The 25,478-nt window shown below is 70.6% G+C and carries 22 protein-coding genes; 7 read left to right on the top strand and 15 right to left on the bottom strand.

Annotated elements, in window-relative coordinates; genetic code table 11:
* Positions 1-41: 41 nt before the first annotated feature.
* Complete coding sequence (locus tag MNOD_RS20925) at positions 42-1,877, top strand: aminopeptidase P family protein (RefSeq protein WP_015930952.1); 1,836 nt, start codon at positions 42-44, stop codon at positions 1,875-1,877.
* A gap of 39 nt (positions 1,878-1,916) precedes the next feature.
* Here the strand turns inward: MNOD_RS20925 and MNOD_RS20920 are convergent, their stop codons facing one another.
* From MNOD_RS20920 to MNOD_RS20905, 4 genes are all read right to left on the bottom strand, one after another.
* Positions 1,917-5,033 (bottom strand): efflux RND transporter permease subunit, encoded by a 3,117-nt coding sequence (locus tag MNOD_RS20920; protein ID WP_015930951.1) that lies wholly within the window; start codon positions 5,031-5,033, stop codon positions 1,917-1,919.
* A gap of 12 nt (positions 5,034-5,045) precedes the next feature.
* Positions 5,046-6,296 (bottom strand): efflux RND transporter periplasmic adaptor subunit, encoded by a 1,251-nt coding sequence (locus MNOD_RS20915; protein WP_015930950.1) that lies wholly within the window; start codon positions 6,294-6,296, stop codon positions 5,046-5,048.
* Entirely contained in the window at positions 6,293-6,916 is a 624-nt protein-coding gene (locus MNOD_RS20910) for a TetR/AcrR family transcriptional regulator (protein WP_043749161.1), read from the bottom strand. Before MNOD_RS20910 ends, MNOD_RS20915 begins: the two co-directional genes overlap by 4 nt.
* Positions 6,917-7,127: 211 nt before the next feature.
* A complete protein-coding gene (locus tag MNOD_RS20905; protein WP_425277484.1) occupies positions 7,128-8,021 on the bottom strand; it encodes a DUF2778 domain-containing protein in 894 nt (297 codons plus the stop codon).
* 602 nt (positions 8,022-8,623) lie between these two features.
* On the opposite strand from MNOD_RS20905, the gene MNOD_RS20900 reads away from it, so the two are divergent.
* The gene (locus MNOD_RS20900; RefSeq protein WP_015930947.1) at positions 8,624-8,902 is read left to right on the top strand and encodes a BrnT family toxin; all 279 of its coding nucleotides are present in this window, start codon (positions 8,624-8,626) and stop codon (positions 8,900-8,902) included.
* Positions 8,875-9,234 (top strand): helix-turn-helix domain-containing protein, encoded by a 360-nt coding sequence (locus MNOD_RS20895; protein ID WP_015930946.1) that lies wholly within the window; start codon positions 8,875-8,877, stop codon positions 9,232-9,234. The genes MNOD_RS20900 and MNOD_RS20895 overlap by 28 nt, the downstream gene beginning before the upstream one ends.
* 130 nt (positions 9,235-9,364) lie before the next feature.
* Here the strand turns inward: MNOD_RS20895 and tolB are convergent, their stop codons facing one another.
* The 8 genes from tolB to MNOD_RS20855 all read right to left on the bottom strand — a co-directional run bounded on the left by tolB (position 9,365) and on the right by MNOD_RS20855 (position 16,495).
* The gene (tolB, locus tag MNOD_RS20890; RefSeq protein ID WP_015930945.1) at positions 9,365-10,693 is read right to left on the bottom strand and encodes a Tol-Pal system beta propeller repeat protein TolB; all 1,329 of its coding nucleotides are present in this window, start codon (positions 10,691-10,693) and stop codon (positions 9,365-9,367) included.
* Positions 10,694-10,811: 118 nt separating this feature from the next.
* A complete protein-coding gene (tolA, locus tag MNOD_RS20885; RefSeq protein ID WP_015930944.1) occupies positions 10,812-12,230 on the bottom strand; it encodes a cell envelope integrity protein TolA in 1,419 nt (472 codons plus the stop codon).
* A 12-nt stretch (positions 12,231-12,242) separates the two neighbouring features.
* Entirely contained in the window at positions 12,243-12,686 is a 444-nt protein-coding gene (locus MNOD_RS20880) for an ExbD/TolR family protein (protein ID WP_015930943.1), read from the bottom strand.
* A 31-nt stretch (positions 12,687-12,717) separates the two neighbouring features.
* Positions 12,718-13,434 (bottom strand): protein TolQ, encoded by a 717-nt coding sequence (gene tolQ / locus MNOD_RS20875; protein ID WP_015930942.1) that lies wholly within the window; start codon positions 13,432-13,434, stop codon positions 12,718-12,720.
* A 323-nt stretch (positions 13,435-13,757) separates the two neighbouring features.
* Positions 13,758-14,612: a lysophospholipid acyltransferase family protein gene (locus tag MNOD_RS20870; RefSeq protein ID WP_425277514.1), complete on the bottom strand. Its 855-nt coding sequence runs from the start codon at positions 14,610-14,612 to the stop codon at positions 13,758-13,760.
* Between the two features lie 17 nt (positions 14,613-14,629).
* Positions 14,630-15,112, bottom strand: a complete 483-nt coding sequence (locus MNOD_RS20865; protein WP_015930940.1) for a GNAT family N-acetyltransferase — start codon at positions 15,110-15,112, stop codon at positions 14,630-14,632.
* A gap of 4 nt (positions 15,113-15,116) precedes the next feature.
* The gene (gene tsaB / locus MNOD_RS20860) at positions 15,117-15,815 is read right to left on the bottom strand and encodes a tRNA (adenosine(37)-N6)-threonylcarbamoyltransferase complex dimerization subunit type 1 TsaB (RefSeq protein WP_015930939.1); all 699 of its coding nucleotides are present in this window, start codon (positions 15,813-15,815) and stop codon (positions 15,117-15,119) included.
* Positions 15,816-15,931: 116 nt separating this feature from the next.
* Complete coding sequence (locus MNOD_RS20855; RefSeq protein WP_015930938.1) at positions 15,932-16,495, bottom strand: NifU family protein; 564 nt, start codon at positions 16,493-16,495, stop codon at positions 15,932-15,934.
* A gap of 551 nt (positions 16,496-17,046) precedes the next feature.
* Here MNOD_RS20855 and MNOD_RS20850 point away from each other — a divergent pair.
* Positions 17,047-18,027 (top strand): IS110-like element ISMno29 family transposase, encoded by a 981-nt coding sequence (locus tag MNOD_RS20850; protein ID WP_012631021.1) that lies wholly within the window; start codon positions 17,047-17,049, stop codon positions 18,025-18,027.
* 260 nt (positions 18,028-18,287) lie between these two features.
* Here the strand turns inward: MNOD_RS20850 and MNOD_RS20845 are convergent, their stop codons facing one another.
* Entirely contained in the window at positions 18,288-18,791 is a 504-nt protein-coding gene (locus MNOD_RS20845) for a universal stress protein (RefSeq protein ID WP_015930937.1), read from the bottom strand.
* Positions 18,792-18,997: 206 nt separating this feature from the next.
* Between MNOD_RS20845 and rplS the strand changes: the two genes are divergently transcribed.
* Both rplS and MNOD_RS46985 read left to right on the top strand, forming a co-directional pair.
* Positions 18,998-19,393: a 50S ribosomal protein L19 gene (gene rplS, locus MNOD_RS20840; RefSeq protein WP_015930936.1), complete on the top strand. Its 396-nt coding sequence runs from the start codon at positions 18,998-19,000 to the stop codon at positions 19,391-19,393.
* 269 nt (positions 19,394-19,662) lie between these two features.
* Entirely contained in the window at positions 19,663-19,875 is a 213-nt protein-coding gene (locus tag MNOD_RS46985) for a hypothetical protein (protein WP_198157531.1), read from the top strand.
* Positions 19,876-20,410: 535 nt separating this feature from the next.
* Here the strand turns inward: MNOD_RS46985 and MNOD_RS20830 are convergent.
* Positions 20,411-20,875, bottom strand: a complete 465-nt coding sequence (locus MNOD_RS20830) for a GtrA family protein (RefSeq protein WP_244424540.1) — start codon at positions 20,873-20,875, stop codon at positions 20,411-20,413.
* A 67-nt stretch (positions 20,876-20,942) separates the two neighbouring features.
* Positions 20,943-21,773 carry an SDR family NAD(P)-dependent oxidoreductase gene (locus MNOD_RS20825; protein ID WP_015930934.1) on the bottom strand — a complete coding sequence of 277 codons (831 nt, stop codon included), beginning with the start codon at positions 21,771-21,773 and terminating at the stop codon, positions 20,943-20,945.
* Positions 21,774-21,919: 146 nt separating this feature from the next.
* Here MNOD_RS20825 and carB point away from each other — a divergent pair, with 146 nt between their 5' ends.
* Positions 21,920-25,393, top strand: a complete 3,474-nt coding sequence (gene carB / locus MNOD_RS20820; protein WP_015930933.1) for a carbamoyl-phosphate synthase large subunit — start codon at positions 21,920-21,922, stop codon at positions 25,391-25,393.
* Positions 25,394-25,478: the final 85 nt, after the last annotated feature.

The raw sequence follows: 25,478 nt of genomic DNA, 5'->3' as shown, positions 1-25,478 counted from the left end.
GCCCCATTGCCGCGCCCGCCCGCGCAGCGTAGGCCTTGGCCATGACGCAGGCCCGCTTCCAGACCTTCGACGATCCCAGCCACCGCGCCGGCGCCGCCCGCATCGCGGCGCTCCGCGCCGCCATGCTCCAGAAGGGCTTCTCGGGCTTCGTGGTGCCGCGGGCCGACGAGCACCAGTCCGAATACGTCCCGCCCTATGCGGAGCGCCTCGCCTGGCTCACGGGCTTCACCGGCTCGGCCGGCACCGCCGTGATCCTGGCGGACCGGGCCGCCCTGGTGGTCGACGGGCGCTACACGCTCCAGGCCGCCGAGCAGGTCGACACCAGCGTCATCACGCCGGTTCCCCTCGCCGAGACCTCGGCCGAAGCCTGGATCGAGGCGAATCTGCCCGCGGGCGGCATCCTCGCCTACGACCCCTGGCTGCACACGCCGGATGGGTTCGCGCGGCTCGAACGGGCCGCGAAGGAAGCGGGCGGGCGGCTTGAGCCCACGGGCCTCAACCTCGTGGACCAGATCTGGATCGATCGGCCGCCTGCGCCGCGGGCGCCGGTCGTGCCGCACCCGGAGGCGCTCGCCGGCGAGGCGGCCGCGCGCAAGCTCGACCGGGTGCGCGAGGCGCTCGCCAAGGCGAAGGCCGATGCCCTCGTCGTCTCGGACCCGCACAACCTCGCCTGGGTGTTCAACCTGCGCGGCGGCGATGTCGCCCATACGCCCCTGCCGCTCGGCTACGCCATCATTCCCCGCGAGGGCTCCGCCACCCTCTTCCTCGACGCCGCCAAGGTGACGCCCGAGGCGGCGGCGGCCCTCGACGGCCTGGCCGAGCGCATGGATCCGGCGGGGCTGCCCGCGTCCCTCGCCGCGCTCGGCCGCGCGGGGGCCCGGGTGCGGCTCGATGCGGCGACGGGTGCGGTCGCCCTGCGCCGCCGCATCGAGGAGGCTGGCGGCACGACGGATATCGGCCCGGACCCGATCACCGGGATGAAGGCGGTCAAGAACGCGGCCGAGATCGACGGTTCGCGGGCGGCGCACCGGCGCGACGGGGCCGCGGTGACGCGTTTCCTGGCCTGGCTCGCCCGCGAGGCGCCGGAGGGCCGGGTCAGCGAGATCGCGGCGGTCGCGCGTCTCGAAGCCTTCCGCGCCGAGACCGGCGAGCTGCGCGACGTCTCCTTCCCGACGATCTCCGGAAGCGGGCCGAACGGGGCCATCGTCCACTACCGGGTGACGAAGGCCACCGACCGGACGGTGCGGCCGGGCGAGCTGTTCCTGATCGATTCCGGCGCGCAATATGTCGACGGCACGACGGACATCACCCGCACGGTCGCGGTGGGGGCGCCCACGCCGGAGATGCGCGACCGCTTCACGCGCGTGCTCAAGGGCCACATCGCGATCGCCACCGCGGTCTTTCCGCGGGGTACGACGGGGGCTCAGATCGACGGCTTCGCGCGCCGCCCGCTCTGGGAGGCGGGGCTCGATTTCGACCACGGCACCGGCCACGGGGTCGGCGCCTTCCTGTCCGTGCACGAGGGGCCGCAGCGCATCGCCAAGACCGGCACGACGGCCCTGCAGCCGGGCATGATCCTGTCGAACGAGCCCGGCTACTACCGGGCGGGCGCCTACGGCATCCGGATCGAGAACCTGGTCCTGGTGGAGGAGCGCGCGATTCCCGGCGGAGAGCGGCCGATGCTCGGCTTCGAGACCCTCACGCTTGCGCCGATCGACCGGACGCTGATCGCGGCGGAGCTTCTCACGCCCGCCGAGGCCGCCTGGGTCGATGCCTATCACGCCCGCGTCCGCGAGGCGCTCTCTCGGCTCCTCGACCCCGAGACCCGGGCCTGGCTCGAGGCCGCGACGCAGCCGCTCGCCAGTACCTCAGGATGACGTCGAGGGGAGGAACACCGAGGGGTTGACCGTTACGGGCTACTCCGCCGGAGCCCTGGCAGCCGGCAGGCGCCCGCGCCGCAGCCTGAGCAGGAGCCGGGTCGTGCCGGCGGCGAGCCGGTCCATGTAGAGATACAGGACCGGCGTGATGAACAGCGTGAGAAGCTGCGAGACGAGCAGCCCGCCCACCACGGCGACGCCCAGCGGCTGGCGCAGTTCGGCGCTCGCCCCATGGCCGATGGCGATCGGCAGCGTCCCCATCACGGCGGCGGCCGTCGTCATCATGATCGGACGGAAGCGCAGGAGACAGGCCTCGCGGATCGCGGTGGCGGGCGTCCAGCCCTGCTCGCGCTGGAGCACCAGCGCCACGTCGATCATCATGATGGCGTTCTTCTTCACGATGCCGATCAGCATCAGCACGCCGATGATCGCGATGACCGAGAGGTCCATCCCGAGCAGCTGGAGGGCCCCCAGCGCCCCCACGGCCGCCGCCGGGAGGCCCGTGAGGATCGTGAGCGGATGGATGAAGCTCTCGTACAGGATGCCGAGCACGAGGTAGATCGTCAGCACCGCGGCGGCGAGCAGCAGGCCCTGATTGGCGAGCGCATCCTGGAACACCTGCGCGGTGCCCGCGAAGGTGGTGGTGAGCGTGCCGGGCAGGCCGAGCGACTGCTTGATCGCGGCGACGCGGTCGACCGCCTGCCCCAGGGCGACGCCGGGCGGCACGTCGAACGAGATCGTCACCGCCGGCAGCAGGCCGAGCTGGTTGATCGAGAGCGGGCCGGGTTCGCGCGTGATGGTGGCGAAGGCCGAGAGCGGCACCAGCTTGCCGCTCGACGCGCGCAGCCGCACGTCGTCGAGCCGGTCGGCCGTCCATTGCAGCCGCGGATCGAACTCGGTGATGACTTGATAGCTGTCGGCGGTGCCGTAGATGGTCGAGATCTGGCGGGTGCCGAAGCCGGTATAGAGCGTCTGGCGGATCTGGTCGGAGCTGATGCCGAGCGCCTGCGCCTTGTCCGTGTCGACCGTGATCCTGGCCTGCAGGGCGGCGTTCTGCAGGTCGTTGGTCACGCCCGCGAAGGTGGCGCGGTCCTGCGCCATGGCATCGGTGAGCTTGAGGGACCAGCGCTCCAGCTCCGCCCGGTCGAGGCCCTGCACCACGTACTGGTACTGCGACTTCGACTGGCGGCCGCCGAGCCGCAGGTTCTGAACCGGCGTGATGAAGGCCGCAAGGCCGGGCACCTCGCCGAGGTCGCGGCGCAGCTCGGCGATGGTCGTCTGGAGGGGCGGCCGCTCGCTGCGGTCCTTGAGCTCCACGAAGAACGAGCCCTGGTTGAGCGTGCCGGTGAAGCCGTTCGAGCCGGCCCGGTTGACCACATGGGCGACCGCCGGGTTGCGGGCCAGCACCGTCTCGGCCTCGTGCTGGAGGGAGGCGACCGCATCGAAGGAGATGTCCTGGCGCGCCTCCGTGGCGATCTGCAGTTGCCCGATATCCTCGGACGGGAAGAAGCCCTTGGGGATCGCCGCGAACATGGCGGCGGTGAGCCCCACCGAGCCGAGGAACACCAGCAGCACCGCGAAGGGATGGCGCAGGCAGAGATCGACCCCGCGCTCGTAGCCGCGCTGCAGGCGCGCGAAGCCGCGCTCGAACAGGTTCTTGTTCGTCCCGTGGCCTGCGGCCCCCGCCGGCAACCGGGCGGCCAGCATCGGCGTGAGGGTCAACGAGATCACCGCCGAGGCGACGATGGCGATCGTCACCACGATGGCGAATTCGTTGAAGATGCGGCCCACCACCCCGCCCATCAGCAGGACCGGGATGAACACCGCGATCAGCGAGATGGTGATCGACAGGATGGTGAAGCCGATCTCGCCCGCCCCCTTGAGCGCAGCCTCGAAGGGCTTCATGCCCTCCTCCACGTGCCGGACGATGTTCTCCAGCATGACGATGGCGTCGTCGACGACCAGGCCGACCGCCAGCGTCAGGCCGAGCAGCGAGATGTTGTCGATCGAGAAGCCGAGCAGGTACATCGCCCCGAAAGTGGCGATGATCGAGATCGGCACCGCGATCGAGGGGATCAGCGTCGCGGCGAGCCGGCCGAGGAACAGGTAGATCACCACCACGACGAGCCCGATCGTGAGCAGCAGCGTGAACTGCACGTCGTGCACCGCCTCGCGGATCGAGACCGAGCGGTCGTTGACGACGCTGATCGTGCCCCCGCCGCCGAGCTGCTCCTGGAATTTCGGCAGCATGGCGCGGACGCGGTCGACCACCTCGACGGTGTTGGCGTCGGGCTGGCGCTGCACCGCCAGCACGAGGGCGCGCCGGCCGTCCTTCCAGGAGGCGATGCGGGCGTTCTCGACCGAGTCGATGACGCGGGCGACCTCGCCGAGCCGGACCGGGCGGCCGTTCCTCACTGCCACGATGATGTCGCGGAAGGCATCCGCGTTCATCAGCTGGGTGTTGGTCTGGATGGTGAGGTTCTGGCCCCGCCCCTCGACCACGCCGACCGGCGTCGAGGTGTTGGCGTTCGAGATCGCCGCCTGGACCTCGTCGACGCCGATGCCGCGGGCGGCGAGCACGTTCGGATCGAACTGGATCCGCACCGCGAATTTCTGGCTGCCATAGACCAGCACCTGCCCGACGCCCGTGATGGTCGAGAGCGAAGGTGAGATCACTGTCTGGGCGAAGGCGTCGAGGGTCGGCAGCGGCGTGGTGTCGCTCGACACGGCGAGCAGGATCACCGGCGCATCCGCCGGGTTGAGCTTGCGGAAGCTCGGCGGGATGGTGAGTTCGACCGGCAGACGCCGCAGGGTGCGGGTGATCGCCGCCTGCACGTCGGCCGCCGCCTGATCGATGTTGCGCGACAGCTCGAACTCGATCGTGATCGAGGTGAAGCCCTGGTAGTTGGTCGCCGAGATCGTGGCGATGGCCGGGATCGTGGAGAATTCCTTGATGAGCGGCGTCGCCACCGAGGCCGCCATGGATTCCGGCGAGGCGCCGGGCAGTTGCGCCGTGACCGAGATGGTCGGGAAATCGACGGTCGGGAGCGCCGCGACCGGCAGGAGCCGGTAGGCGAACAGCCCCGACAGGGTGAGCGCCAGCGACAGCAGGATCGTGGCGACCGGCCGGCGGATGAAGGGGGCCGAGATGTTCACGCCTCAAAGCCCCTACTCGATCCGGGTCCGCTGGCCTGCCGCCGCCTGCGCGTCGGGCGGGACGTCCTGCGGGCGCTCAACGACGGCGAGGCCCTCGCGCGCCCGCGCCTGCCCCTCGACCACGACGCGCTCGCCCGCCCTCACCCCGCGGGTGAGCGCCGCGACGCCGCCCGCGGCCGAGAGCACCTCGACGGCCCGCCGCTCGATGATGCCGTCCGGGCGCACCACCCAGGCATAGCTGCCGTCCTGGCCGGGCTGCACCGCGACCTGCGGCACCGTGACGGTGTTCGGGCGGCGGCCGAGATCGATCTCGACCCGCACGTACTGGCCCGGCCAGAGCCGCTCGTCCTCATTGGGGAAGAGCGCCCAGGCGGTCACTGTGCCGGAGGCCTGATCGACGCTCGAATCCACGAAGGAGAGCCGCCCGGTGGCGAGCACCGCGTCGCTGCCGCTGGAAAAGACCCGCACCGGCGCGGTCTGCGGCCGGGCGAGGGCCTCCCGCAGGCGGTCGAGCTCGCGCTCGGGCAGCGAGAAGGTCGCGCGCAGGGGCTTCATCTGCGTGATGGTGACGAGGCCGGTGCCGGCCGATTCGTTGCCCTTCACGAGGTTGCCTGCCGTGACCCGGACCGTGCCGAGCCGGCCCGCGATGGGCGCGCGGATCGTGGTGTAGTCGAGCCGCACCCGGTCGGCGTCGAGGGCTGCCTTGGCGGCCTCCACATTGGCGGCGGCGACCTTCGCCTCCGCGGCGGCGAGGTCGAACTGCGCCTGCGAGGCGGAGTTGCGCGACAGGAGCTCGCCGACGCGGCGCATGTCGTTCTGGGTGCGCGTGCGGGTGGCCTCGTCGCGGGCGAGCGCCGCCTCGTTGCGGGCGATCTGGGCCCGCAGCTCGCGGTCGTCGAGGCGGTAGAGCACCTCGCCCGCCTTCACCATCTGCCCGTCGCGGGCGAGCTGTTCCGTGATGACGCCGTCGATGCGGGGCCGCACCACCACGGTGGCGATGGGCTCGATCCAGCCGACGGCCGTGCGGGTGAGCGGCAGATCCACGCTGCCCGCCGCCACGGTGCCGACCGTCACCCGCGGCGGCGCCGCAGGCGCCTTGGGCGGCGGCGGCGTGAAGGCGAGCGGCAGGTGCTGCGCGAGGGACGGCGGCAGGGCCGAGCGGGTCGTCTCCCAGGCGGCGCGGGAATCACCCCCATGGCGGTAGACCATCACGCCCGCCCCCGTGCCGAGGGCCGCCACGAGGAGGAGCAGGAGGCGGGTCATGCGAGGGCTCCGAGGCGCCGGACGGCCGGAAGCGGCACCGCCGCGCCGGCCCGCAGGCCGTTGAGGAAGAAGGCGGCGACCGCGGTGGGCGACGGCGCCTCCCGGCCGGTGCCGTGGGCGGCCATGCGGATGCCGCCCAGCACCATCATCACGGCCAGATCCACGTCGGGGACATCGAAGCGCCCGGCCGCCACCCCGTCGCGCAGGAGCGCCGCCAGCGCGTCGCGCAGGCCGTCGAATCCCTCGCGCAGGACCCGCCGGCTCTTCTCGCCGAGATCGCTGCTGCGGCTCTCGATGGCGTGGAGCGCCGGCGAGAGCCGCCCGATCCGCTCCAGCACCAGCCCCACCGCGACTTCGAGGCGCCGGGCCTCGTCGCCGCCGGTCGTCCGGGTGGCCCCGATCGCCTCGCGCAGCTCCGCGAGCGTCCAGGCCAGCCCCGCGATGAACAGGGCCTCCTTGGTCGGGAAGTAGCGGTAGAGCGTCGGCTTGGCGACGCCTGCCGCGGCGGCGACCGCCTCCATGTGCACGTCCGCATAGGGCATGCCCGAGAACAGCCGCATCCCGGCCTCCAGGATGCGGCGGCTGCGGTCCGGATCGAGAGGACGGACGAGTTGGCTCATACGCACACAACTGAACTCACGGGTTCAGTCTCGCGGCGCAGGGCAACGATACAAGCGAAAGCTCCCGCGGCAGGGTGCCGCAGACCTTCGGGCAATGGGCGATCGCGCCGCGAGAGCGCACCCCGCCGCAGTGGTGCCGGTTCGGCGCAAGGGAGCGCGTGACAGCAAGACTTGAGAGCCGTGATCCGACCCGGCCGGGTCGGGCACCGCTCTAGCCGCGCCCGGCGACGACGACGAGGCGCTGGACCTCTCCGCGCAGGAAGGCCTGCAAGAAGCGGTTGTAGTCCTTGAAGGAGACGCAGCCGTTCGAGGCCCCGCTCGGCCCGAGCATGTAGGTATGCGCCAGGAGGCCCGTGCGGCCGTAGATGGCGCCGCTGCCGCCCACCGGGTTGAGCCGGATCGCCCGCACGCCGTGGAAGAGCGCCTCGCGCTCGGTCAGGATGTAGGTGCCGGGCGGCGTGGCGCCGCGCATGCGTAGGTGCACGTAGCGCGGATCGTCCATGTGCGGGCCGAGGCCGGAATGGGCCTCCAGCCGCTCGCCGTTCGGCAGGGTCACGGTGCCGGCGCTGATGTCGTAGACGGCGGTGGCCGCCTCGACCGGGCGGAACGGGGACGGGCTGAGCGGCTGGCGCGGGGTCTCGTCGAGGCTGCCGCCGCCGACCGAGGCATAGGCGAGGGCCGGCTCCGACGGGGATGGCGGGCCGCCGAACAGCTTCTCGAAGAAGGACCTTGTATCCGCCATGGCGGCGGCGGTGCTCTGGGAGCGGGACCGGCGCGGCGTGAGCCGCTCGGCGAAGCGCGGGGTCGCCGCCATCCGCGGCGTGCGGAACTCGGCCGGACGCGGCACCGGCAGCGGCACGGCCTGGAGGACGAGCCGCGCATCGGGCGCGAGCGAGGGCTGGGACGGGGCGGACGGCGCCGACTCGGCCTGCGTCTCCGGCACGGGCGACTCGGCGGGCTTTGCGGCGGCAAAGCCGTTCGCGGTGTCGAGGGACGCCTGACGCCACGTGAGCAGGGCCGGATCGAGCATCGGGTTCGGATCGAGCAGCCAGGCCTGACGGGGCGCCGGCACGGCGACGGGAGCCGGCACGGGCGTGGGCGCCACGGGTGCGGGAGCATCGGAGGCCAAGTGCGCCGGACCTGGGTCCTCGGGACCGCGCTCCTGCTGGCTCGCGAGTCCGAGCCAGACCGCTCCTCCGGCCACCAGGAGGCTGCGGATCAATCCTCGGCGGGGGGCGGGCCAGCGCAGACGAAGGGTCGTCCGACCGTGGCGGGTCGTGCGATCGGAGGAATACGCGCGCTGGACCATCGGGACGCTACTCGGATACGCGCTTCCCGTACGGCGACCGGTCGATCGTTGCTATGCACGCGCCAAGAGATGCTGGCGAGACGCAAGCTCACGCCGCCTCGGATCGGTCCGTTACTCCAGGAAGTGCCAATTTCGGCTGCTTCCGTACTAGCAGTGCGTGGTTAACTATCGCTGAATCCGACAGAGCACCCGATGATCCCCGGCGCAGGGGGGCAGCGGCGCGCCGAGGCGCCGCCGGGCTGTATCCGAATCGACAACCGACAGGCGCGGAAGCCGCCCCGCTCTCTATTTTCAGGCGGCGTCCGCAGTCTTGCGCCTTCGCGGCTTCGGTCGCGGGCGCATCCTGCTTTCCCCCTCCATGACCCTTGCCGTATGTGCGCCCTGGGCGCATATACGGCATGGACCTCGATTGGCATCCCGCGAAGTCGGACAAGAACCTCGCAGAGCGCGGGTTCGGCTTTGACTGCGCTGCCCTCGTGTTCCTCGGCCCTGTCCTCGCCAAGGTGGATGGCAGAGCGGATTGCGGCGAAGTTCGCGTCAACGCGCTCGGTGAGATCGACGGAGTTGTCTACCACGTCACCTATACAGACCGCGAAGAGGTCAGGTGGATTATCTCCGCTCGCCGCGCCGACAGGAAGGAGCGCAGGCTATGGCTCGCATTTCTCTCGAACAGCTGAAGACCAACCGCCCTGCAATCGACCAGGCCAAGATTGAAGCGACGACGGAGAAGGATATTCGTCGCCATATGATCGAAGATGGGCAGAACCCGGACGCAGAGCCGACCGGCTACCGCCCCGTTCTCTCGGTCACGACCATCCGGGAGCGGCTGAACATGACGCAGACCGTGTTCGCGCAGGCCCTCGGCGTCCCTGTCGCCACCATCCGCAATTGGGAGCAGGGCCGAAAACAGCCTGATCCCGCCGCTCGCTCCCTGCTGACGATCGTTGCACGGGAGCCGGAAGCAGCGTTCCGGGCTCTTGGGGTCCGGGCTCTTGGGGTAAGCCGATGACTTCCAGCGCCGCGGGTGAAAAGCGGTCGCTTCGCGACGTCTCGTGCTTGGTCCCGGGTCGCATTCCGCTGACGCTGCATGCGCCCGGGACAGGGAGAGCGGGCGAGAGGAGGCCAGCCGCCGCGCGGGATCAGCGCTGCGGGTCGATCAACGGCGACCAGCTCGGGTCGGAGGCGTAGGAGGGCGTCGGCACCGGCTGCTCCACCCGGCCGGTGATGTCGACCATGTAGAGCTTGCCGCCGGCCTGTCCCCCGGGATCGCGGAAGAACAGCACGTACTGGCCGTTCGGCGCCCAGGTCGGGCCCTCATTGTGAAAACCTTCCGTGAGCACCCGCTCGCCGGAACCGTCGGGCTTCATGATGCAGATGGCGAAGGAGCCCTTCCGCTGCCGAGTGAAGGCGATGTAGTCGCCCCGCGGCGACCAGGCCGGCTGCGAGGCCGAGCCCTCGCCGAAGGAGATGCGCCGCGGGTTCGAGCCGTCGGCGCCCATCACATAGATCTGCTGCTGGCCGCCGCGGTCGGATTCGAAGACGATCTCGCGCCCGTCCGGCGAGAAGGAGGGCGAGGTGTCGATGGCGTTGGCGTTGGTGACGCGGGTCTGCGCCTTGGAGGCGAGATCCATCACGTAGATGCTGGCATTGCCGCCATCCTGGTCGCTCATCACGAGCCGGCGGCCGTCCGGCGAGAAGCGCGGACTCGTGCTCATCTCGGCCTTGGTGGGGATCACCTGCCGGGCGCCGGTCTCCAGGTTGATCACCTGCACCCGCGGCTGCTGGCCGGTGATCTGGGACATGTAGGTGATGTCCTGGGTGGCGGGCGAGTAGCGCGGCGCCACCACGGCGGCCTCGCCGCTCGTCAGGTAGCGCACATTCGCGCCGTCCTGGTCCATGATGGCGAGGCGCTTGCGGCGGCGCTCCTTCGAGCCGGATTCGTCCACGAAGGCGATGCGGGTGTCGAAGAAGCCGCCGATGCCGGTGATCTTGGTGTAGACCGCGTCCGAGATCAGGTGGCCCATGCGGCGCGCATTCGCGGCGCTGCCCGCATATTGCTGGCCGATCATCTGCTGGCCGGCGAGCACGTCCCAGAGACGGAACTCGGCCTTGATCCCGCCCGAGGCGTCGCGGCTGACCCGGCCGGTGACGAGCCCCTGGGCGCCCGCCTCCTTCCAGGCCGCGAAGCGGGGCGCCGCGTCGAAGTTCGGGGTCTCGGGGAAGCGCGCCTTCTCGATCGGCACGAAGTACCCTGAGCGCTTCAGGTTGCTGGTGACGATGCCGGCGACGAGCGGCGCCAGGGACGGATCGCCGGAGAAGTCGGCCACCGCGATCGGCATCGGCTGGAAGGAGCCGCCCGGCCCCACGCGCAGGTTCAGCTGCGCCTCGGCCGGCCGGACGAGGACGAGAAGGAGCCACAGCAGGGAGGCGAGCGCGTGCGGCCATCGCGGCGAGAAGCGAGGAGGCATGGGGGCGTCTGGTCCGTTACGGAGGCGGAATTCGTGCGGAGCGCGAAAAGACCCTCTCCCCCGCGGGAGAGGAGGTCCCGTGCAGGTCCGTTGAGCGTGGTGATCTCGGCATCGCCCTTTAAGCCCGCGGCAGCTCGAACTCCGCATTGATCACCCGCCAGTCGTTGTAGAAGGGCGCGAACTGGGCGGGGATGCGGTAGGGCGCGCAGCGGCGCACGGCCCGCACGGCAGCCTCGGCGATCGAGCGGTCGACCGCGCTGCCGCCGGCCCGCAGGATGCGCGGGTCGGCACCGAGCGAGCCGTCGGGGTTCAGGCGGATGTCGAGCTGGGGCAGCACCACGCCCTGTTGGGCGCCGGGCGGGGCCGAGTAGCAGCGCTCGATCTGCTGCTGGAGCAGGCCGACGAGGGCGTCGCGCTGGCTCGGGTTGAGGCGCGCCGCGGTGCCGGTCGTCGTGCCGAGCGCCGCCGTGCGCTGGACCTCGCGGCCCGTCGAGCCGGTCGATTGCGCGGGGGCTCGGGAGGCCAGCACGTCGCGGATCGAGCCGGCATTGAACTGGTTGGCGAGTTCGGCCTGACGGCGCGCCTTCGCCTCGGCGGCGGCCTTGGCCTTGGCCTCCGCGAGCGCCTTGGCGCGCGCCGCCTCGGCCTTGGCTTTGGCCTCGGCAGCAGCCTTCGCCTCCGCTGCCGCCTTGGCTTCGGCCTTCGCCTTGGCCTCCGCCTCGGCCTTGGCCTCGGCCTGCGCTTTGGCTTCCGCCTCCGCCTTCGCCTGGGCTTCCGCTTTCGCCCTGGCCTCCGCCTCGGCCTTGGCCTGGGCCTCCGCGCGGGCCTTCGCCTCGGCCTTGGCCTTCGCTTCGGCGCGCGCTTTGGCGGCGGCCGCCTCGCGAGCCGCCTGCTCCTTCGCCTCGGCTTCCTCGCGGGCGATGAGCTGCGCCAGTTCCTCGCGGCGGGCCGCCTCGGCCTTGGCCTTGGCTTCGGCCTGGGCCTTCGCCTGGGCTTCCGCCTTCGCGGCGGCGGCCTTGGCCTCCGCGGCGGCCTTCGCGGCCTCCGCGGCCGCACGGGCGGCCTCGGCCTTCTGGGCTTCCGCCTTCGCCTTGGCTTCCGCGTCCGCTTTCGCCTTGGCCTCCGCCCTCGCCTGTTCGCGGGCCTCGCTGTCGTCGGGCCGGCTCGGCGGCAGGGGCGCGGGCTGCTCCAGGGCCGGCCGCAGGGGCGGCATCGGGGGCTCCTCGGCGCTGGCGACCTTCATCTCGGGCGGACGGGTCGGCGGGGTCGGGACATCCGTCTTGGCCTCGCCGGGGTCGCGCTCCTGCTTCGTGTCCGCGACGCGGTCCGCACGCGGCGTCTTGGCCGGAGCCTCGCCGTCCTGGCTGCCCTTGGTGAGTTCGGAGAACTGGTTCTCGGTGATGACCTCGACGGGCACGCCCTCCTCGGCCTGCGGCAGCTCGTGGGCCGCAGCCGCATAGAGCGCAGCGCCGAGCAGCGCCGCATGCGCCAGCCCCGAGATCCAGACGCCGGGCTCGGACCGTTTGAGGGGGGGCACGCCGCGCCTCGCCTATCGCTGGTCGGGCTCGGTCACCAGGGCGACCCGCTTGAAGCCGCCGCCGGTCACGATCGCCATCACCTGCGCCACGCGCCCGTAATCGACCCGCTTGTCGCCGCGCACGAAGACGCGCTCGTCGAAGCCCTCGCGGGCGGTGGCGGTGAGGCGCGCCACGATCGCGTCGTCGGCGAGCTCGTCCTCACCGAGGAAGACCTGGCCGCTCTGGCGAATCGACAGGGTGACGGGCTTGGCGTCGGAATTGAGCGGCGCGGCCTTGGTCTGAGGCAGGTCGAGGGGCACGCCCACCGTCATCATCGGGGCCGCCACCATGAAGATGATCAGGAGCACCAGCACGACGTCGATGAACGGCGTCATGTTGATCTCGTTGATGGCGCCGCCCCGCCGCCCGCGCCGGCGGCGTCCGCCGCCCTGTGCCGCTCCGGTGGCCATGCCCATGATGCGTCGTCCCGGCTCGCGTGGAGGATGATCAGGCGGCGAGCGCGAGGCGCTCGTCGATTTGGCGCGAGAGGATCGCCGAGAACTCGTCGGCGAAGCCTTCGAGGCGGCCTTGCGCCTTGGCCACCGAGGCCTGCAGCTTGTTGTAGGCGAGCACGGCGGGAATCGCCGCGAACAGGCCGATCGCGGTTGCGAAGAGCGCCTCGGCGATGCCCGGCGCCACTACCGCGAGGCTGGTGTTCTTGGAGGCCGCGATGGAGGTGAAGGCGGTCATGATGCCCCACACCGTGCCGAACAGGCCGATATACGGGCCGGCCGAGCCGATCGAGGCGAGGAAGAGCAGGCGCGACTCGAGGCGCTCCACCTCGCGCTGGATGGTCACGTCGAGCACCTTGTCGATGCGCTGGCCGAGGCTGTGGATCGAGCGGCCCGAGCCCTCGAAGGAACGCTTCCACTCGCGCATCGCGGCGACGAAGACCGCGCCGAGCCCGGTCGGGGCCTTGTCGTTGAAGGAGCGGTAGAGCTCCTCGAGGGAGCGGCCGGACCAGAACGATTCCTCGAAGGCGTCCATCTCGGCCCGGGTGCGGCGGAACAGCAGCGTCTTGTCGACGATGATGGCCCAGCACCAGACCGAGGCGCCGAGCAGCCCCAGCATCACGACCTTGACGACGAAATGCGCCTGCCAGAACAGGCCGAACAGCGTGATCTCGTGGACCGGCAGGGCCTGGACGGCATCGGCGGGGTTCATGCAGTCGTCCTCACGTCCCGGGCGGCGAATCCGGCCCCTGGTGTGTCCTCAGATTGAGCGGTTTCGCCCTCGATCGCGCCCGAATCTGTCGAAAGTAAGGGCCGCGGACCGGCACCGGCCGCGCGACCGACCGAGTTAAGCCGCCGTCAGGGTTAAGGTTTGGTTGATACCAACGGTCATTGGACATGACCGGTGGTTCCGCTCTCGCATTGTCGCCAAGCCTTTGGCTTGGTGTCGAAAATTCGAGATGGGTCAACGGCCCGCTGCGTCAGCACTTGGCTTACGTCAGCAGCCCGGGCCGTTGGGATGAGAGCGACCGCGCCTCAGAGGGCCTCGGCGAGCGCCGCCGACGCTCCGGCCAGTGGCGCGGGCGCGGCGGGATCGGCGGCGGGCCGCCCGGTCACCGCCTGCCGCAGCGCGCGCCGGACCGCGGCCTCCGCCAGCGCGGTCGCCACCTTCCGGTTCGTGCCGGCCGCGAAGGTGACGGGCTCGGCCCAGACGACCTCGGCGTCGATCGGCCCGCGCTCCAGGAACACGGCGAGGTGGGGAGCGAGTTCCATGTCGCCGTACCAGGCGATCTCCGGGCGCTCGCGCCGGGTGAGCGGCAGGCCGTGGCGGCGCGTATAGGCGATGCAGAGGGGCTGCAGCCGCACCGCGTCGAGACCGCCATCGGTGAGCGCCGCCCGGGCGGCGCCGACGAGCGAGGCGCGGAACGGCAGCAGGCGGTTGCCGTCGCCGGTCGTGCCCTCGGCGAAGAGCACCACCACGTCGCCGGCGGCGAGCCGGCGGCTCAGCTCGGTGTTGACCACCGCCGTGTGGCGCTTGCGGGCCCGGTCGATGAACACCGTGCGCTGGAGCCTCGCGAACAGCCCAATGATCGGCCAGCCGGCGATCTCGGACTTCGCCACGAAGGAGAGCGGGCGCAGCGAGCCCAGCACCGGGATGTCGAGCCAGGAGATGTGGTTGGCGAGCACGAGCGCCGCCTCGCCCGGGGCGGGCGGCGTGCCGGTCACTCGCACGCGCACCTGGAACAGCGCCAGGAAGAGCCGATGCAGGAGCATCGGGGCAAGCCCTGCGAATCGCCCGCCCCGCCGGAGGCTGAGCCGGTGCGGCCCGACGAGGAGCAGGAAGGCCGTGCCGTAGACGAGGAGGCGCAGGCCCGTCTTGACGTGGCGCAGGATGCGGGCCGGGGCGATCACACCAGCGTCGCCCGCATGGTCAGCGCCGCGGCCCTGGTGCCGTCCGGGCGCGGGTAGTAGCCGGCGCGCCGGCCGGTCTCGGTGAAGCCGAGGCGGCGGTAGAGCGCGAGCGCCGCCGCATTGCCGTCATCGACTTCGAGATGCACGGCACGCGCACCCGCATCGGCAAGGGCCCGCAGATGGGTCGCGAGCAGGGTCCGGCTCAGGCCCGCACCGCGCGCGGCGGGCCCGAGCACCACGGTGAGGATCTCGGCTTCGTCGACGACGATCCGCGACAGCACGAAGCCCGCGAGGTCGCGGCCGCGCATCAGCCCGTGGGCGATGTGGCTGCGCTCGCAGAGCATCTGCTCGAATTCGTGCGTCTCCCACGGCCGGGCGAAGCCGGTGGCATGGAGAGCCGCGAGATCCGGGGCGCAATCGGCCGACAGCAGCGGTGCCACGTGGACGGTCGGGGCGGCGCTGCGGAAGGGGTTCCACATGGGGCTAGCGCCGGGGCAGGCGCGCGTGGTCCTGCGGTTGCGCGTCGGGACCGCGGAGATAGAGGGGGCGGGGCAGCGCATGCTCGGGATCGGCGACGAGGCCGAGCGAGGCGACCCAGGCGATCTCGGGGGCCGTATGCCCTTCCGGCACGACGGCGTGGCCGCCGCCGGAATTCGCCGCCGCTGCGAGCGCGGGCGCCGCCGAGCCCGCGAGCGCCGCCGGGCCGGCGCCGAGATGCTGCACGGCCTCCGCGACCGGGATCAGGGCGGGCGGCACCACGATGCCCCCGTCGGGGCTGAGCGCCTGGAAATAGACGTGGCCGTGCCTGGCGTCGATCGCCGCGGCGAGAAGGTAGCCCTGCCCCAGGAAGTCCTCGCCGGAGGCGAGGAGCGGGGCGAGCAGCGCCGAGAGCGTGGTGACGCCGACGACCGGGATGCCGCAGGCCAGCCCGACCGCCCGGGCCGCCGCGAGGCCGACGCGCAGCCCGGTATAGCTCCCCGGCCCGACCGTCACGGCGACCCGGTCGAGCGCCGAGAAGCCGCCTTCGACCCGCGCCACCACCCGCTCCACGAGCGGCAGCAGCGCCTCCGCATGCCCGCGCTGCAGCGCGAGGCTCTCCTGCGCCAGCGGCTCCGAATCCTCGTCCGAGGAGATGCAGGCCGCACAGGTCTCGAGCGCCGTGTCGATGGCCAGGATACGCAAGGATCGTCGACTCCACCCGCCGGGCATGACGCAGCGCCCGCCCGGCTCTTTAAGCCGGCATGTTAACCCATGCGCCCGGCGCCGTCAGCGCGAAGCGGAGCCGCTATGAACAGCCGTCAGACCGACTGGACCTCGCGCACCTCCGGCAGGAAGTGGCGGAAGAGGTTCTGCACGCCCTGGCGCAGGGTGGCGGTGGAGGACGGGCAGCCCGAGCAGGCTCCCTTCATCTCCAGGTAGACGACGCCCTCGCGGTAACCCCGGAAGGTGATGTCGCCGCCGTCGCCCGCCACGGCCGGGCGCACGCGGGTCTCCAGCAGGTCCTTGATGGTCGCGACCGTGTCGGCGTCGGCCTCCTCGAAGAACTCCTCCGAGGTCCCCTCGCCCGCGGCTCCGGCCTCCAGGACCGGCGCACCCGACAGGAAATGCTCCATGATCGCGCCGAGCACCGCGGGCTTCACCTGCGGCCATTCCGGCCCGTCCTCGGCCTTGGTGACCGAGATGAAGTCGTGGCCGAAATAGACGCCGGCCACGCCCGGCACGGCGAACAACGCCTGGGCGAGTGGCGAGCGCGCGGCCTGATCGGGGCTGCGGGCCTCGAAGGTGCCCTCCGTCAGCACCACCCGGCCGGGCAGGAACTTGAGGGTGGTGGGGTTCGGCGTGGCTTCGGTCTGGATGAACATCGGGAGGGTCCTTCGGGTTCTCAGCGCCGGTTCAAGGCCGGCCGGGAACGGCGCCTCGCGCCAATCGAGATGTGGACCCGGCGCGGACAAACCGCAACGGTGCGAACGGCCTGTCTCCCCATGCGGAGGCCATCGGTCAACCTCTCGCAGTGACATGAGCGCTCCCTGCCGTGGCACCCTCTCCGGCCCTCATGCTGAGCAAGCATGGGATTGACGGCCGGGGTTGGCAGCCGCAGGCGGCAGCGCTCGGACAGCCACGGTCTCATCCGTCAGGGTCGGCAAAGGCCGGTGGTCAGCTCATCCGACATCCGGTCGATGGCTTCGCCTTGCGGATGGGGGCGCGATGAGAGGGGCTCCGACCCCCTCCTCCCGCTTGCATGTTTGACGGGCCGACCAGCGCACCAAGCTGTGAGGTGCGTCGCGGCCGGTGGCCACCGGCCGCGACGCGGGCGGCCGGGATCGATCTCCCTCTAGGATTGGCACCGTGGGAAAGCAGGATCCGGCCGCCCTCTGGCTCTTGTCCTGAACAGATGCTGGGGAGCAAGTCCCGTATGCAAGGCAAGGAAGTGTCCAAACAAGAGACCGCGGGCAAGTCTAGCGTGGGGATCGACGTCAGCAAGAGCTGGCTCGACGTCCACGTCCTCCCCTCCGGCCAAGCCCAGCGGTTCGCCAATACCGAGGTCGGCATCCGGCAGCTCAAGCGCTGGCTTGGGCGCTTTGCTCTGGGGCTGGTCGTGGTCGAGGCCACCGGCAAGTGGCACCGCCAGACCCGCCGCAGCCTGCATGCCTCGGGCCTGCCGGTCGCCGTCGTCGATCCGTTTCGGGTGCGCATGTTCGCCAAGGCGCAAGGCATCTGGGCCAAGACCGATCGGCTCGATGCCCGCGTGCTGGCGCAGTTTGCCGCGGTGATGGCCCCCCCGCAGCGCCCGCCGGCCTCGGACGCGCTCGAAGCGCTCCAGGAACTGGTCGCGGCCCGCGACAGCGCCGTGGCCGAACAAACCGCCCTCAAGAACCAGCTGGCCGCGGCCGCAAGCCCGTTCCTGATCCGCCAGTTCCAGGACCGTCTGGCCAGGATCGCCGCGGACATCGAGGCCCTTGCCGGCGAGATCCGCCGGCTCATCGCGGCCGATCCCGGACTGGCCCGGCGGCATGCCATCCTGGTCTCGATCCCCTCGATCGGGGACACGATCGCGGCCACCCTGGTGGCCAGCCTGGCCGAGCTGGGCACCTGCAGCAGCCGGCAGATCGGCCTGCTGGCGGGCCTGGCGCCGGTCGCCGACGATTCCGGCGCGCGCCAGGGCGTGCGGGTCATCTGGGGCGGCCGCCCGCCCGTGCGCCGCGTCCTCTACCTCGCGGCGCTCTCGGCCGCCCGCCACAACGCCGGCCTGAAAGCCTTCCACGAACGCCTGATCGCCAACGGCAAGAAGCCAAAGTGCGCCATCATCGCCGTGGCCCGCAAGCTCGCCGTGCTGGCCAACAGCCTCATCGCTCAGGACCGCCTCTGGACGCCAAATCAGCCCCAACAGGCTTGACGCCAAACACAGATGCTTTCCCGGACGACTGGAGCGCTAGGAGATCCGGGAACCAGCAGGGTGAGTTGCCGCGCAGCGGCTCCGGTTGTCTCCACCGTGGCTGACAAGTGGTCGCTGCGCGACTTCCTGTGCTGGCTCCCGGGTCGCATTCCGCTGGCGCTGCATGCGCCCGGGAAAGCGGGAGCAGGCGACAGGAGGCCGGGCGAGACGATCCTCGATCGCCTCCAGACGCGTCAGGCGGACATCGTCGCGCAGGACCGTCACCCGGCGAGCGCGGTGATCTCGGCCTCCGTCAGCGCGCCCGGCACGATCACGACAGGGACCGGGAAGGAGCCCGCGGCCTTGCCGGCGATGGTGGAGACGAGCGGGCCCGGCCCGTCCTTGCCTGTGGCGGCGGCGAGCACCAGGAAGCCGATATCCTCGTCCTCGCTGATCAGGCGCAGGATCTCGTCAGCCCGCTCGCCCGTGCGCACGACGCATTCCGGATCGACGCCCGCCGCCTGCCGGGCCGCTGCGGCGAGCCCATCGAGGCGCTCGCGGGTCTCGGCCTCGGCTTCGGCCCGCATCGCGTCGCCGACGCCGAGCCACTCGAAGCTCTCCGGCGGCTCGGCCACCGCCAGCATCACCACCCGGGCGTTGAGGCGCGCGGCGCGGCGGATGGCGAAATGCACCGCCCGGTCGCATTCCGGGGTCTCGTCGACCAGCACCAGGAACTTGAGCCGGTGCCCGGGCTCGAACGACCGGCGCCGCTTCATCTCGGTCATGGCTGGGGAGCTCCACCGGGACGGATGCTGCCGCCAGAGGCCCGCCTCCGCAAGGGCACCGGAAGCCCTCGCGCCTACGCTGAGGCCCCTGCCCCATCGACAAGCCGCGCCCCATCCTGTAGAGAGCCGGCCAACTCACAACAGGACGCCGAAATCCTGCGTCGGGCCGCATCCCGCGGTGAGGCGTAACGGCCGGAGTTTGACCCATGAACATCATCCAGCAGCTCGAGCAGGAGCAGATTGCCCAGCTCAACAAGACCATCCCGGATTTCGAGCCCGGCGACACGGTCGTGGTGAACGTGAAGGTGAAGGAAGGCGACCGCACCCGCGTGCAGGCTTACGAGGGCGTCTGCATCGCCCGCGCCGGCGGCGGCCTCAACGAGAACTTCACGGTCCGCAAGATTTCCTACGGTGAGGGCGTCGAGCGCGTCTTCCCGATCTATTCGCCGCTGATCGACTCGATCAAGGTGGTCCGCCGCGGCAAGGTCCGCCGCGCCAAGCTCTACTACCTGCGCGACCGCCGCGGTAAAGCCGCCCGCATCGCCGAGCGCGCCGAGCGCGGCAGCGAGAAGGGCAAGACCACGCCGGCCGCCGCCGAGTAAGCTTTTCCGCCGCATCGCTCCGGCACGAAAAACCCCTCTTCCCCCGGGAGAGGGGTTTTTCGTGCGTCATATGGCTTCCGGTTGATCCATTCGGAGACAAGAGGGCGCGGGAACCGCGGGATCCCCTCTCCCGTGCGGGAGAGGGGTAGGGGTGAGGGTCCCGGACGGAGCCGCAGATATCCACAACCGTGGTGCCGGCAGCGGCCCGGTTCAGGATACTTGCGGAACCGTCTCCACCCTCACCCCTACCCCTCTACGGGATGCACCCGGTGCTGTCGTGGTGCGCCATGAACGCGAAGGCGACGCCGGACCCGACCGGGGCGAGGAAGTTCGACAAGGCCAAGAGCACGGGCCGCATCGACGACCTTCAGACCCTCACCATGGCGCTCGGCGTCGCCAACCGGCACGAGGCCGAGCCGGACTGGACGCCGATGTGCGAGGTGGTAAAGCCCAAAACTCAGAGGAGTATCTATGCACACTAGTTCTTTAACTTACGCCCTCTTTTTGATCGGAATTATGCTCGCAGCTGCGGCCCAGATTTTCAATTACCTGATTGCTATAATAAAACCTGGACCGCGCCCTATACTAAGGACTATTACACTGATAACTGGATTATCTGGCATAGGCGCAGCCTCACTAGCTGGCTATCGAGCATCAATTGATTGGAGCACATTGCCTTCATCCCCAGAAGGATTGCGCCCGGGACAACTTTGGAACAACGGGGGCATCCCGGCTATCGTTCAGTCAGATTAGTTCTAATAAACTGATAGCAATGCCCGCTCAACTAGACGCCGGATTGCTTCGGGTCGGGTCGGTTTAGGGTCAGCCTGGGCAGCAATCCAAGCGTCAAGTGCCACGAGCTGAGATGGCGGCACGCGAACTGTGATGGGGGTGGCGCCGAGAAGGCAAGGCCACGCCGGCCGCCGCCGAGTAAGCTTTTCCGCCGCATCGCTCCGGCGCGAAAAACCCCTCTTCCCCCGGGAAGAGGGGTTTTTCGTGCGTCACGCACAGCCGAATCTAGAGATCGACAGCGGCATCCGGCGCCACGGACACGGCCCGCGTGCGCTCCGCGAAGGTCCAGAGCCTGTTGCCGGTGAAGTTCCAGAACACGACAAGGCCCGTCGTCGCGAATTGCGCGGGCAGGTAGGCGAGCCCCGCCCAGCGGGTCAGGACCGCCATCAGGATCCAGGTCAGCCCGAGGCCGATCGCGGCCACCACGGCGAAGCGCCAAGTCGCCTCGGCATGCGGCCGGTCGCTCGCATAGGTATGGCGGCGGTTGAGCGTGTAGGACACGACCCCGCCCGCAATGTAGCCCGCCACCGCGGCCGCGACCGGATCGACGCGGCCGAACTCGACCAGGGCCACCAGCAGGCCGTAATGGACCACGAGCGCGGCGAGGCCGACGCCGACATAAGAGATGAATTGCAGGCAAAGCCGCACGAGCGGATGGCCGCGCCAGCGGGCGATAGCCCTCAGTAACATCCGTTCTGGTCCCATGCGGTCCATCCGGGTCACCACGGCCCGCGGCCGCCCCGCTTCTCTCTAGCACTCATCGCTGAACCGGAGATGATTCCGGCACGCTCTGCAGCCGGTTCGCGACCTTGCGGGTGAGCCGGCGGGGCAGGAGCTGAAGGCCCGCCACGATCAGGCGATTCCTTGAGCCCGGCACCACCACGGCCTCGCCGCGCAGGTAGCCCATAAGGCCGATCCGGGCGACCTCCTCGGCTGCCATCCCGCGGCCGTTGAACCGCTTGGTTCCCTCCCGATCCGCGCGGGCCGCGAACTCGCTGTCGGTCACGCCGGGGCAGAGGGCCGTCACCGTGACGCCATGGGGCTTCGCCTCCTCGAACAGCGCCTCCGAGAGGGACAGGAGATAGGCCTTGGTGGCGTAGTAGACCGCCATCTTGGGACCCGGCAGATAGGCCCCGACCGAGGCGACGTTGAGGATGCCGCCTTCCCGCCGCGCGATCAGGTCGGGCAGGACGCGGCGCGCGAGCGCCGTCGGCGCCGCGACATTCACCGCCACCATGTCCATGAGCTCGTCCGCCGGCAGCGTGGCGAAGCGGCCCCGCATCCCGAATCCCGCATTGTTGACGAGGGTGTGGAGGGCGATGCCGCGCGACGCGACCGCCTCCATGAGCCGATCCGGCGCCGAGGGATCCGTCAGGTCCGCCGGGATCACCTCCACGGGCACCGCGCCGCTGAGCTCCCCGGCCAGGGCCTGGAGCCGCTCCGTCCGGCGGGCGCTCAGCACCAGCGCGTGGCCGCGCGCCGCGAAGGCCCGCGCCAGCGCGGCGCCGATGCCGCTCGACGCGCCCGTCACCAGCGTCCAGTTGCGCGCGCAGTTGCGCGCGGCGCTCAAGCCTGCCCCGCGCGGCATCGTCGCGGCCTTTCTTTCATCTCGCCCCGCGTGTTAAAGGCGCCGCACGACCATCCCCCCGCGTCCGGCTTGCCCCACCCGCGCCCGCCCCGAGCGGACCGGTGCGGACGAGGCCGGGCGCGCGCCGCAAGAGTCTGACGCGTCCGATGCCCAAGCGCACCGATATCTCCTCCATCCTCATCATCGGCGCGGGTCCGATCGTCATCGGGCAGGCTTGCGAGTTCGACTATTCGGGGACGCAGGCCTGCAAGGCCCTGCGCGCCGAAGGGTACCGGATCATCCTGGTCAATTCCAACCCGGCCACGATCATGACCGATCCGGAGCTGGCGGACGCGACCTATGTCGAGCCGATCACGCCCGAGATCGTCGCCAAGATCATCGAGAAGGAGCGGCCCGACGCGCTCCTGCCCACCATGGGCGGCCAGACGGCGCTGAACTGCGCCCTCTCGCTCAAGCGCATGGGCGTCCTCGACCAGTTCGGCGTCCAGATGATCGGTGCCACCGCCGAGGCGATCGACAAGGCGGAGGACCGCCACCTGTTCCGCGACGCGATGGCCAAGATCGGGCTGGAGACGCCGCGATCGGCCCTCGCCAACGCCTCGGCCGCCAAGAAGGCCGACCGCGAGAAGTATCTCGAGGAGATCGCCCGGATCGAGGCCGCGCATGCGGATCCGGAGGCGCGTAAAGCCGCGCTCGCCGCCTTCGAGAAGAAATGGGCCGCCGGCGAGGCCGATCGCCGCAAGCGCTACGGCGAGCACGCGCTCGGCCAGGCGCTGATCGCGCTCGCCGAGATCGGCCTGCCGGCGATCATCCGGCCCTCCTTCACGCTCGGCGGCACGGGCGGCGGCATCGCCTACAACCGGGAGGAATTTCTCGACATCGTCGAGCGCGGCATCGACGCCTCGCCGACCAACGAGGTGCTGATCGAGGAATCGGTGCTCGGCTGGAAGGAGTACGAGATGGAGGTGGTCCGCGACAAGGTGGACAACTGCATCATCATCTGCTCCATCGAGAACATCGACCCGATGGGCGTGCATACGGGCGATTCGATCACCGTGGCGCCGGCCCTGACGCTCACCGACAAAGAGTACCAGGTGATGCGCGACGCCTCGATCGCGGTGCTGCGCGAGATCGGCGTCGAGACCGGCGGCTCGAACGTGCAGTTCGCCATCGACCCGGCCACGGGCCGCATGGTGGTGATCGAGATGAACCCGCGCGTCTCGCGCTCCTCGGCACTCGCCTCGAAGGCGACGGGCTTCCCCATCGCCAAGGTCGCGGCGAAGCTCGCGGTCGGCTACACGCTCGACGAGATCGCCAACGACATCACGGGCGGGGCGACCCCGGCCTCCTTCGAGCCGACGATCGACTACGTCGTCACCAAGATCCCGCGCTTCGCCTTCGAGAAGTTCCCGGGCGCCGAGCCGACGCTGACGACCTCGATGAAATCGGTGGGCGAGGCGATGGCGATCGGCCGCTGTTTCGCCGAATCGCTCCAGAAGGCGCTGCGCTCCCTCGAGACCGGGCTCACCGGCCTCGACGACATCGAGATCGAGGGGCTCGGCAAGGGCGACGACCGCAACGCCATCAAGGCGGCGCTCGGCACGCCGACCCCCGACCGGCTCCTGAAGGTGGCCCAGGCCCTGCGCCTCGGCGTCAGCCACGCGGAGGTGCATGCCTCCTGCCGGATCGACCCCTGGTTCCTGGAGCAGCTCCAGGCAATCGTGGACCTCGAGGCCAAGGTGCGGCGCTTCGGCCTGCCGACGAATCCGGGCGCCTTCCGCCAGCTCAAGGCCGCGGGCTTCTCCGATGCGCGGCTCGCGGTGCTCGCCGGCACCGACGAGGCGGCGGTGCGGGCGGCCCGCCGGGCGCTCGCCGTGCGCCCGGTCTTCAAGCGCATCGACACCTGCGCGGCGGAGTTCGCCTCCCCCACCGCCTACATGTACTCGACCTACGTGGCGCCCTTCGCCGGCACCCTCGCGGACGAGGCGCAGCCCTCGGACCGCAAGAAGGTCGTCATCCTGGGCGGCGGCCCGAACCGGATCGGCCAGGGCATCGAGTTCGACTATTGCTGCTGCCACGCCTGCTTCGCGCTCGCGGATGCGGGCTATGAGACCATCATGGTCAACTGCAACCCGGAGACGGTGTCGACGGATTACGACACCTCGGACCGGCTCTATTTCGAGCCGCTGACCGCCGAGGACGTGCTGGAGATCATCGAGACCGAGCGGCAGGCGGGCACGCTTCACGGCGTCATCGTGCAGTTCGGCGGCCAGACGCCCCTGAAGCTCGCCCGGGCCCTGGAGGAGGCGGGCGTGCCGATCCTCGGCACCTCGCCGGACGCCATCGACCTCGCGGAGGACCGCGACCAGTTCAAGCGGCTCCTCGACAAGCTGCACCTGAAGCAGCCGAAGAACGGCATCGCCTTCTCGGTGGAGCAGAGCCGGCTCGTCGCCGCCGATCTCGGCCTGCCCTTCGTGGTGCGGCCCTCCTACGTGCTGGGCGGGCGCGCCATGGCGATCATCCGCGACGAGGCGCAGTTCGCCGACTACCTGCTCGACACGCTCCCGAGCCTGATCCCCTCCGACGTCAAGGCCCGCTACCCCAACGACAAGACCGGGCAGATCAACACGGTGCTGGGCAAGAACCCGCTCCTGTTCGACCGCTATCTCACGGACGCGACGGAGGTCGACGTCGACGCGGTGGCGGATGGGCGTGACGTGTTCATCGCCGGCATCATGGAGCACATCGAGGAGGCGGGCATCCATTCGGGCGATTCCGCCTGCTCGCTGCCGCCCCGCTCGCTCAGCCCGGAGACGATCGCCAAGCTCGAGCAGCAGACCCGCGACCTCGCCCTGGCGCTCAATGTCGGCGGGCTGATGAACGTGCAGTACGCGATCAAGGACGGCGAGATCTACGTGCTGGAAGTCAATCCCCGCGCCTCGCGCACGGTGCCCTTCGTCGCCAAGGTGATCGGCGAGCCGATCGCCAAGATCGCCGCCCGCGTCATGGCCGGCGAGGCGCTGGCGAGCTTCGGGCTCAAGCCCAAGACCCTGCCGCATATCGGCGTGAAGGAGGCGGTGTTCCCCTTCGCGCGCTTCCCGGGGGTCGACGTGCTGCTCGGGCCGGAGATGCGCTCGACCGGCGAGGTGATCGGGCTCGACCGCAGCTTCGGCGTCGCCTTCGCCAAGAGCCAGCTCGGCTCCGGCAACCAGGTGCCGAGCACCGGCACCCTCTTCGTCTCGGTGCGCGACGCCGACAAGGCCCGGATCCTGCCTGCCGTGCGGATGCTCGCCGAGCTCGGCTTCACGATCCTGGCAACGGGCGGCACCCAGCGCTTCCTCGCCGAGAACGGCGTCGCGGCCACCCGCATCAACAAGGTGCTGGAAGGCCGGCCCCACGTCGTCGACGCCATCAAGAACGGCGAGATCCACCTCGTCTTCAACACCACGGAAGGCGCGGGTGCGCTGTCCGACTCCCGATCCTTACGCCGGGCGGCCCTCTTGCATAAAGTGCCGTACTACACCACTCTCGCGGGCGCGATGGCGGCCGCGGAAGGGATCAGGGCCTATCTTGGCGACGATCTCCAAGTGCGCGCCCTGCAGGAATACTTCGCGGCCTGACGCGTGGGCCGTGCAGCAAGGCCCGCGTTGAAGTCCTCGCGCCTGCGCGAGATGGTTTGAACAGGCCCGGTGGAGCGTGACATCA

Origin of the sequence: Methylobacterium nodulans ORS 2060 (assembly GCF_000022085.1) — a bacterium.
Taxonomy (GTDB): Bacteria; Pseudomonadota; Alphaproteobacteria; order Rhizobiales; family Beijerinckiaceae; genus Methylobacterium; species Methylobacterium nodulans.
The sequence above is the reverse complement of the archived record's forward strand: the minus strand, read 5'-3'. Positions and strand labels throughout refer to the sequence as shown.

Coding starts and splice junctions, on each gene's coding strand:
- rplS (WP_015930936.1), top strand. CDS start 18,998: ATGAACATCATCCAGCAGCTCGAGCAGGAGCAGATTGCCCAGCTCAAC.
- MNOD_RS20845 (WP_015930937.1), bottom strand. CDS start 18,791: ATGACCGAGATGAAGCGGCGCCGGTCGTTCGAGCCCGGGCACCGGCTC.
- tolB (WP_015930945.1), bottom strand. CDS start 10,693: ATGCCTCCTCGCTTCTCGCCGCGATGGCCGCACGCGCTCGCCTCCCTG.
- MNOD_RS20830 (WP_244424540.1), bottom strand. CDS start 20,875: ATGTTACTGAGGGCTATCGCCCGCTGGCGCGGCCATCCGCTCGTGCGG.
- MNOD_RS20900 (WP_015930947.1), top strand. CDS start 8,624: ATGGACCTCGATTGGCATCCCGCGAAGTCGGACAAGAACCTCGCAGAG.
- MNOD_RS20895 (WP_015930946.1), top strand. CDS start 8,875: ATGGCTCGCATTTCTCTCGAACAGCTGAAGACCAACCGCCCTGCAATC.
- MNOD_RS20855 (WP_015930938.1), bottom strand. CDS start 16,495: ATGTTCATCCAGACCGAAGCCACGCCGAACCCCACCACCCTCAAGTTC.
- MNOD_RS20825 (WP_015930934.1), bottom strand. CDS start 21,773: ATGCCGCGCGGGGCAGGCTTGAGCGCCGCGCGCAACTGCGCGCGCAAC.
- MNOD_RS20850 (WP_012631021.1), top strand. CDS start 17,047: ATGCAAGGCAAGGAAGTGTCCAAACAAGAGACCGCGGGCAAGTCTAGC.
- carB (WP_015930933.1), top strand. CDS start 21,920: ATGCCCAAGCGCACCGATATCTCCTCCATCCTCATCATCGGCGCGGGT.
- MNOD_RS20865 (WP_015930940.1), bottom strand. CDS start 15,112: ATGTGGAACCCCTTCCGCAGCGCCGCCCCGACCGTCCACGTGGCACCG.
- MNOD_RS20910 (WP_043749161.1), bottom strand. CDS start 6,916: ATGAGCCAACTCGTCCGTCCTCTCGATCCGGACCGCAGCCGCCGCATC.
- tolQ (WP_015930942.1), bottom strand. CDS start 13,434: ATGAACCCCGCCGATGCCGTCCAGGCCCTGCCGGTCCACGAGATCACG.
- MNOD_RS20925 (WP_015930952.1), top strand. CDS start 42: ATGACGCAGGCCCGCTTCCAGACCTTCGACGATCCCAGCCACCGCGCC.
- MNOD_RS20915 (WP_015930950.1), bottom strand. CDS start 6,296: ATGACCCGCCTCCTGCTCCTCCTCGTGGCGGCCCTCGGCACGGGGGCG.
- MNOD_RS20880 (WP_015930943.1), bottom strand. CDS start 12,686: ATGGGCATGGCCACCGGAGCGGCACAGGGCGGCGGACGCCGCCGGCGC.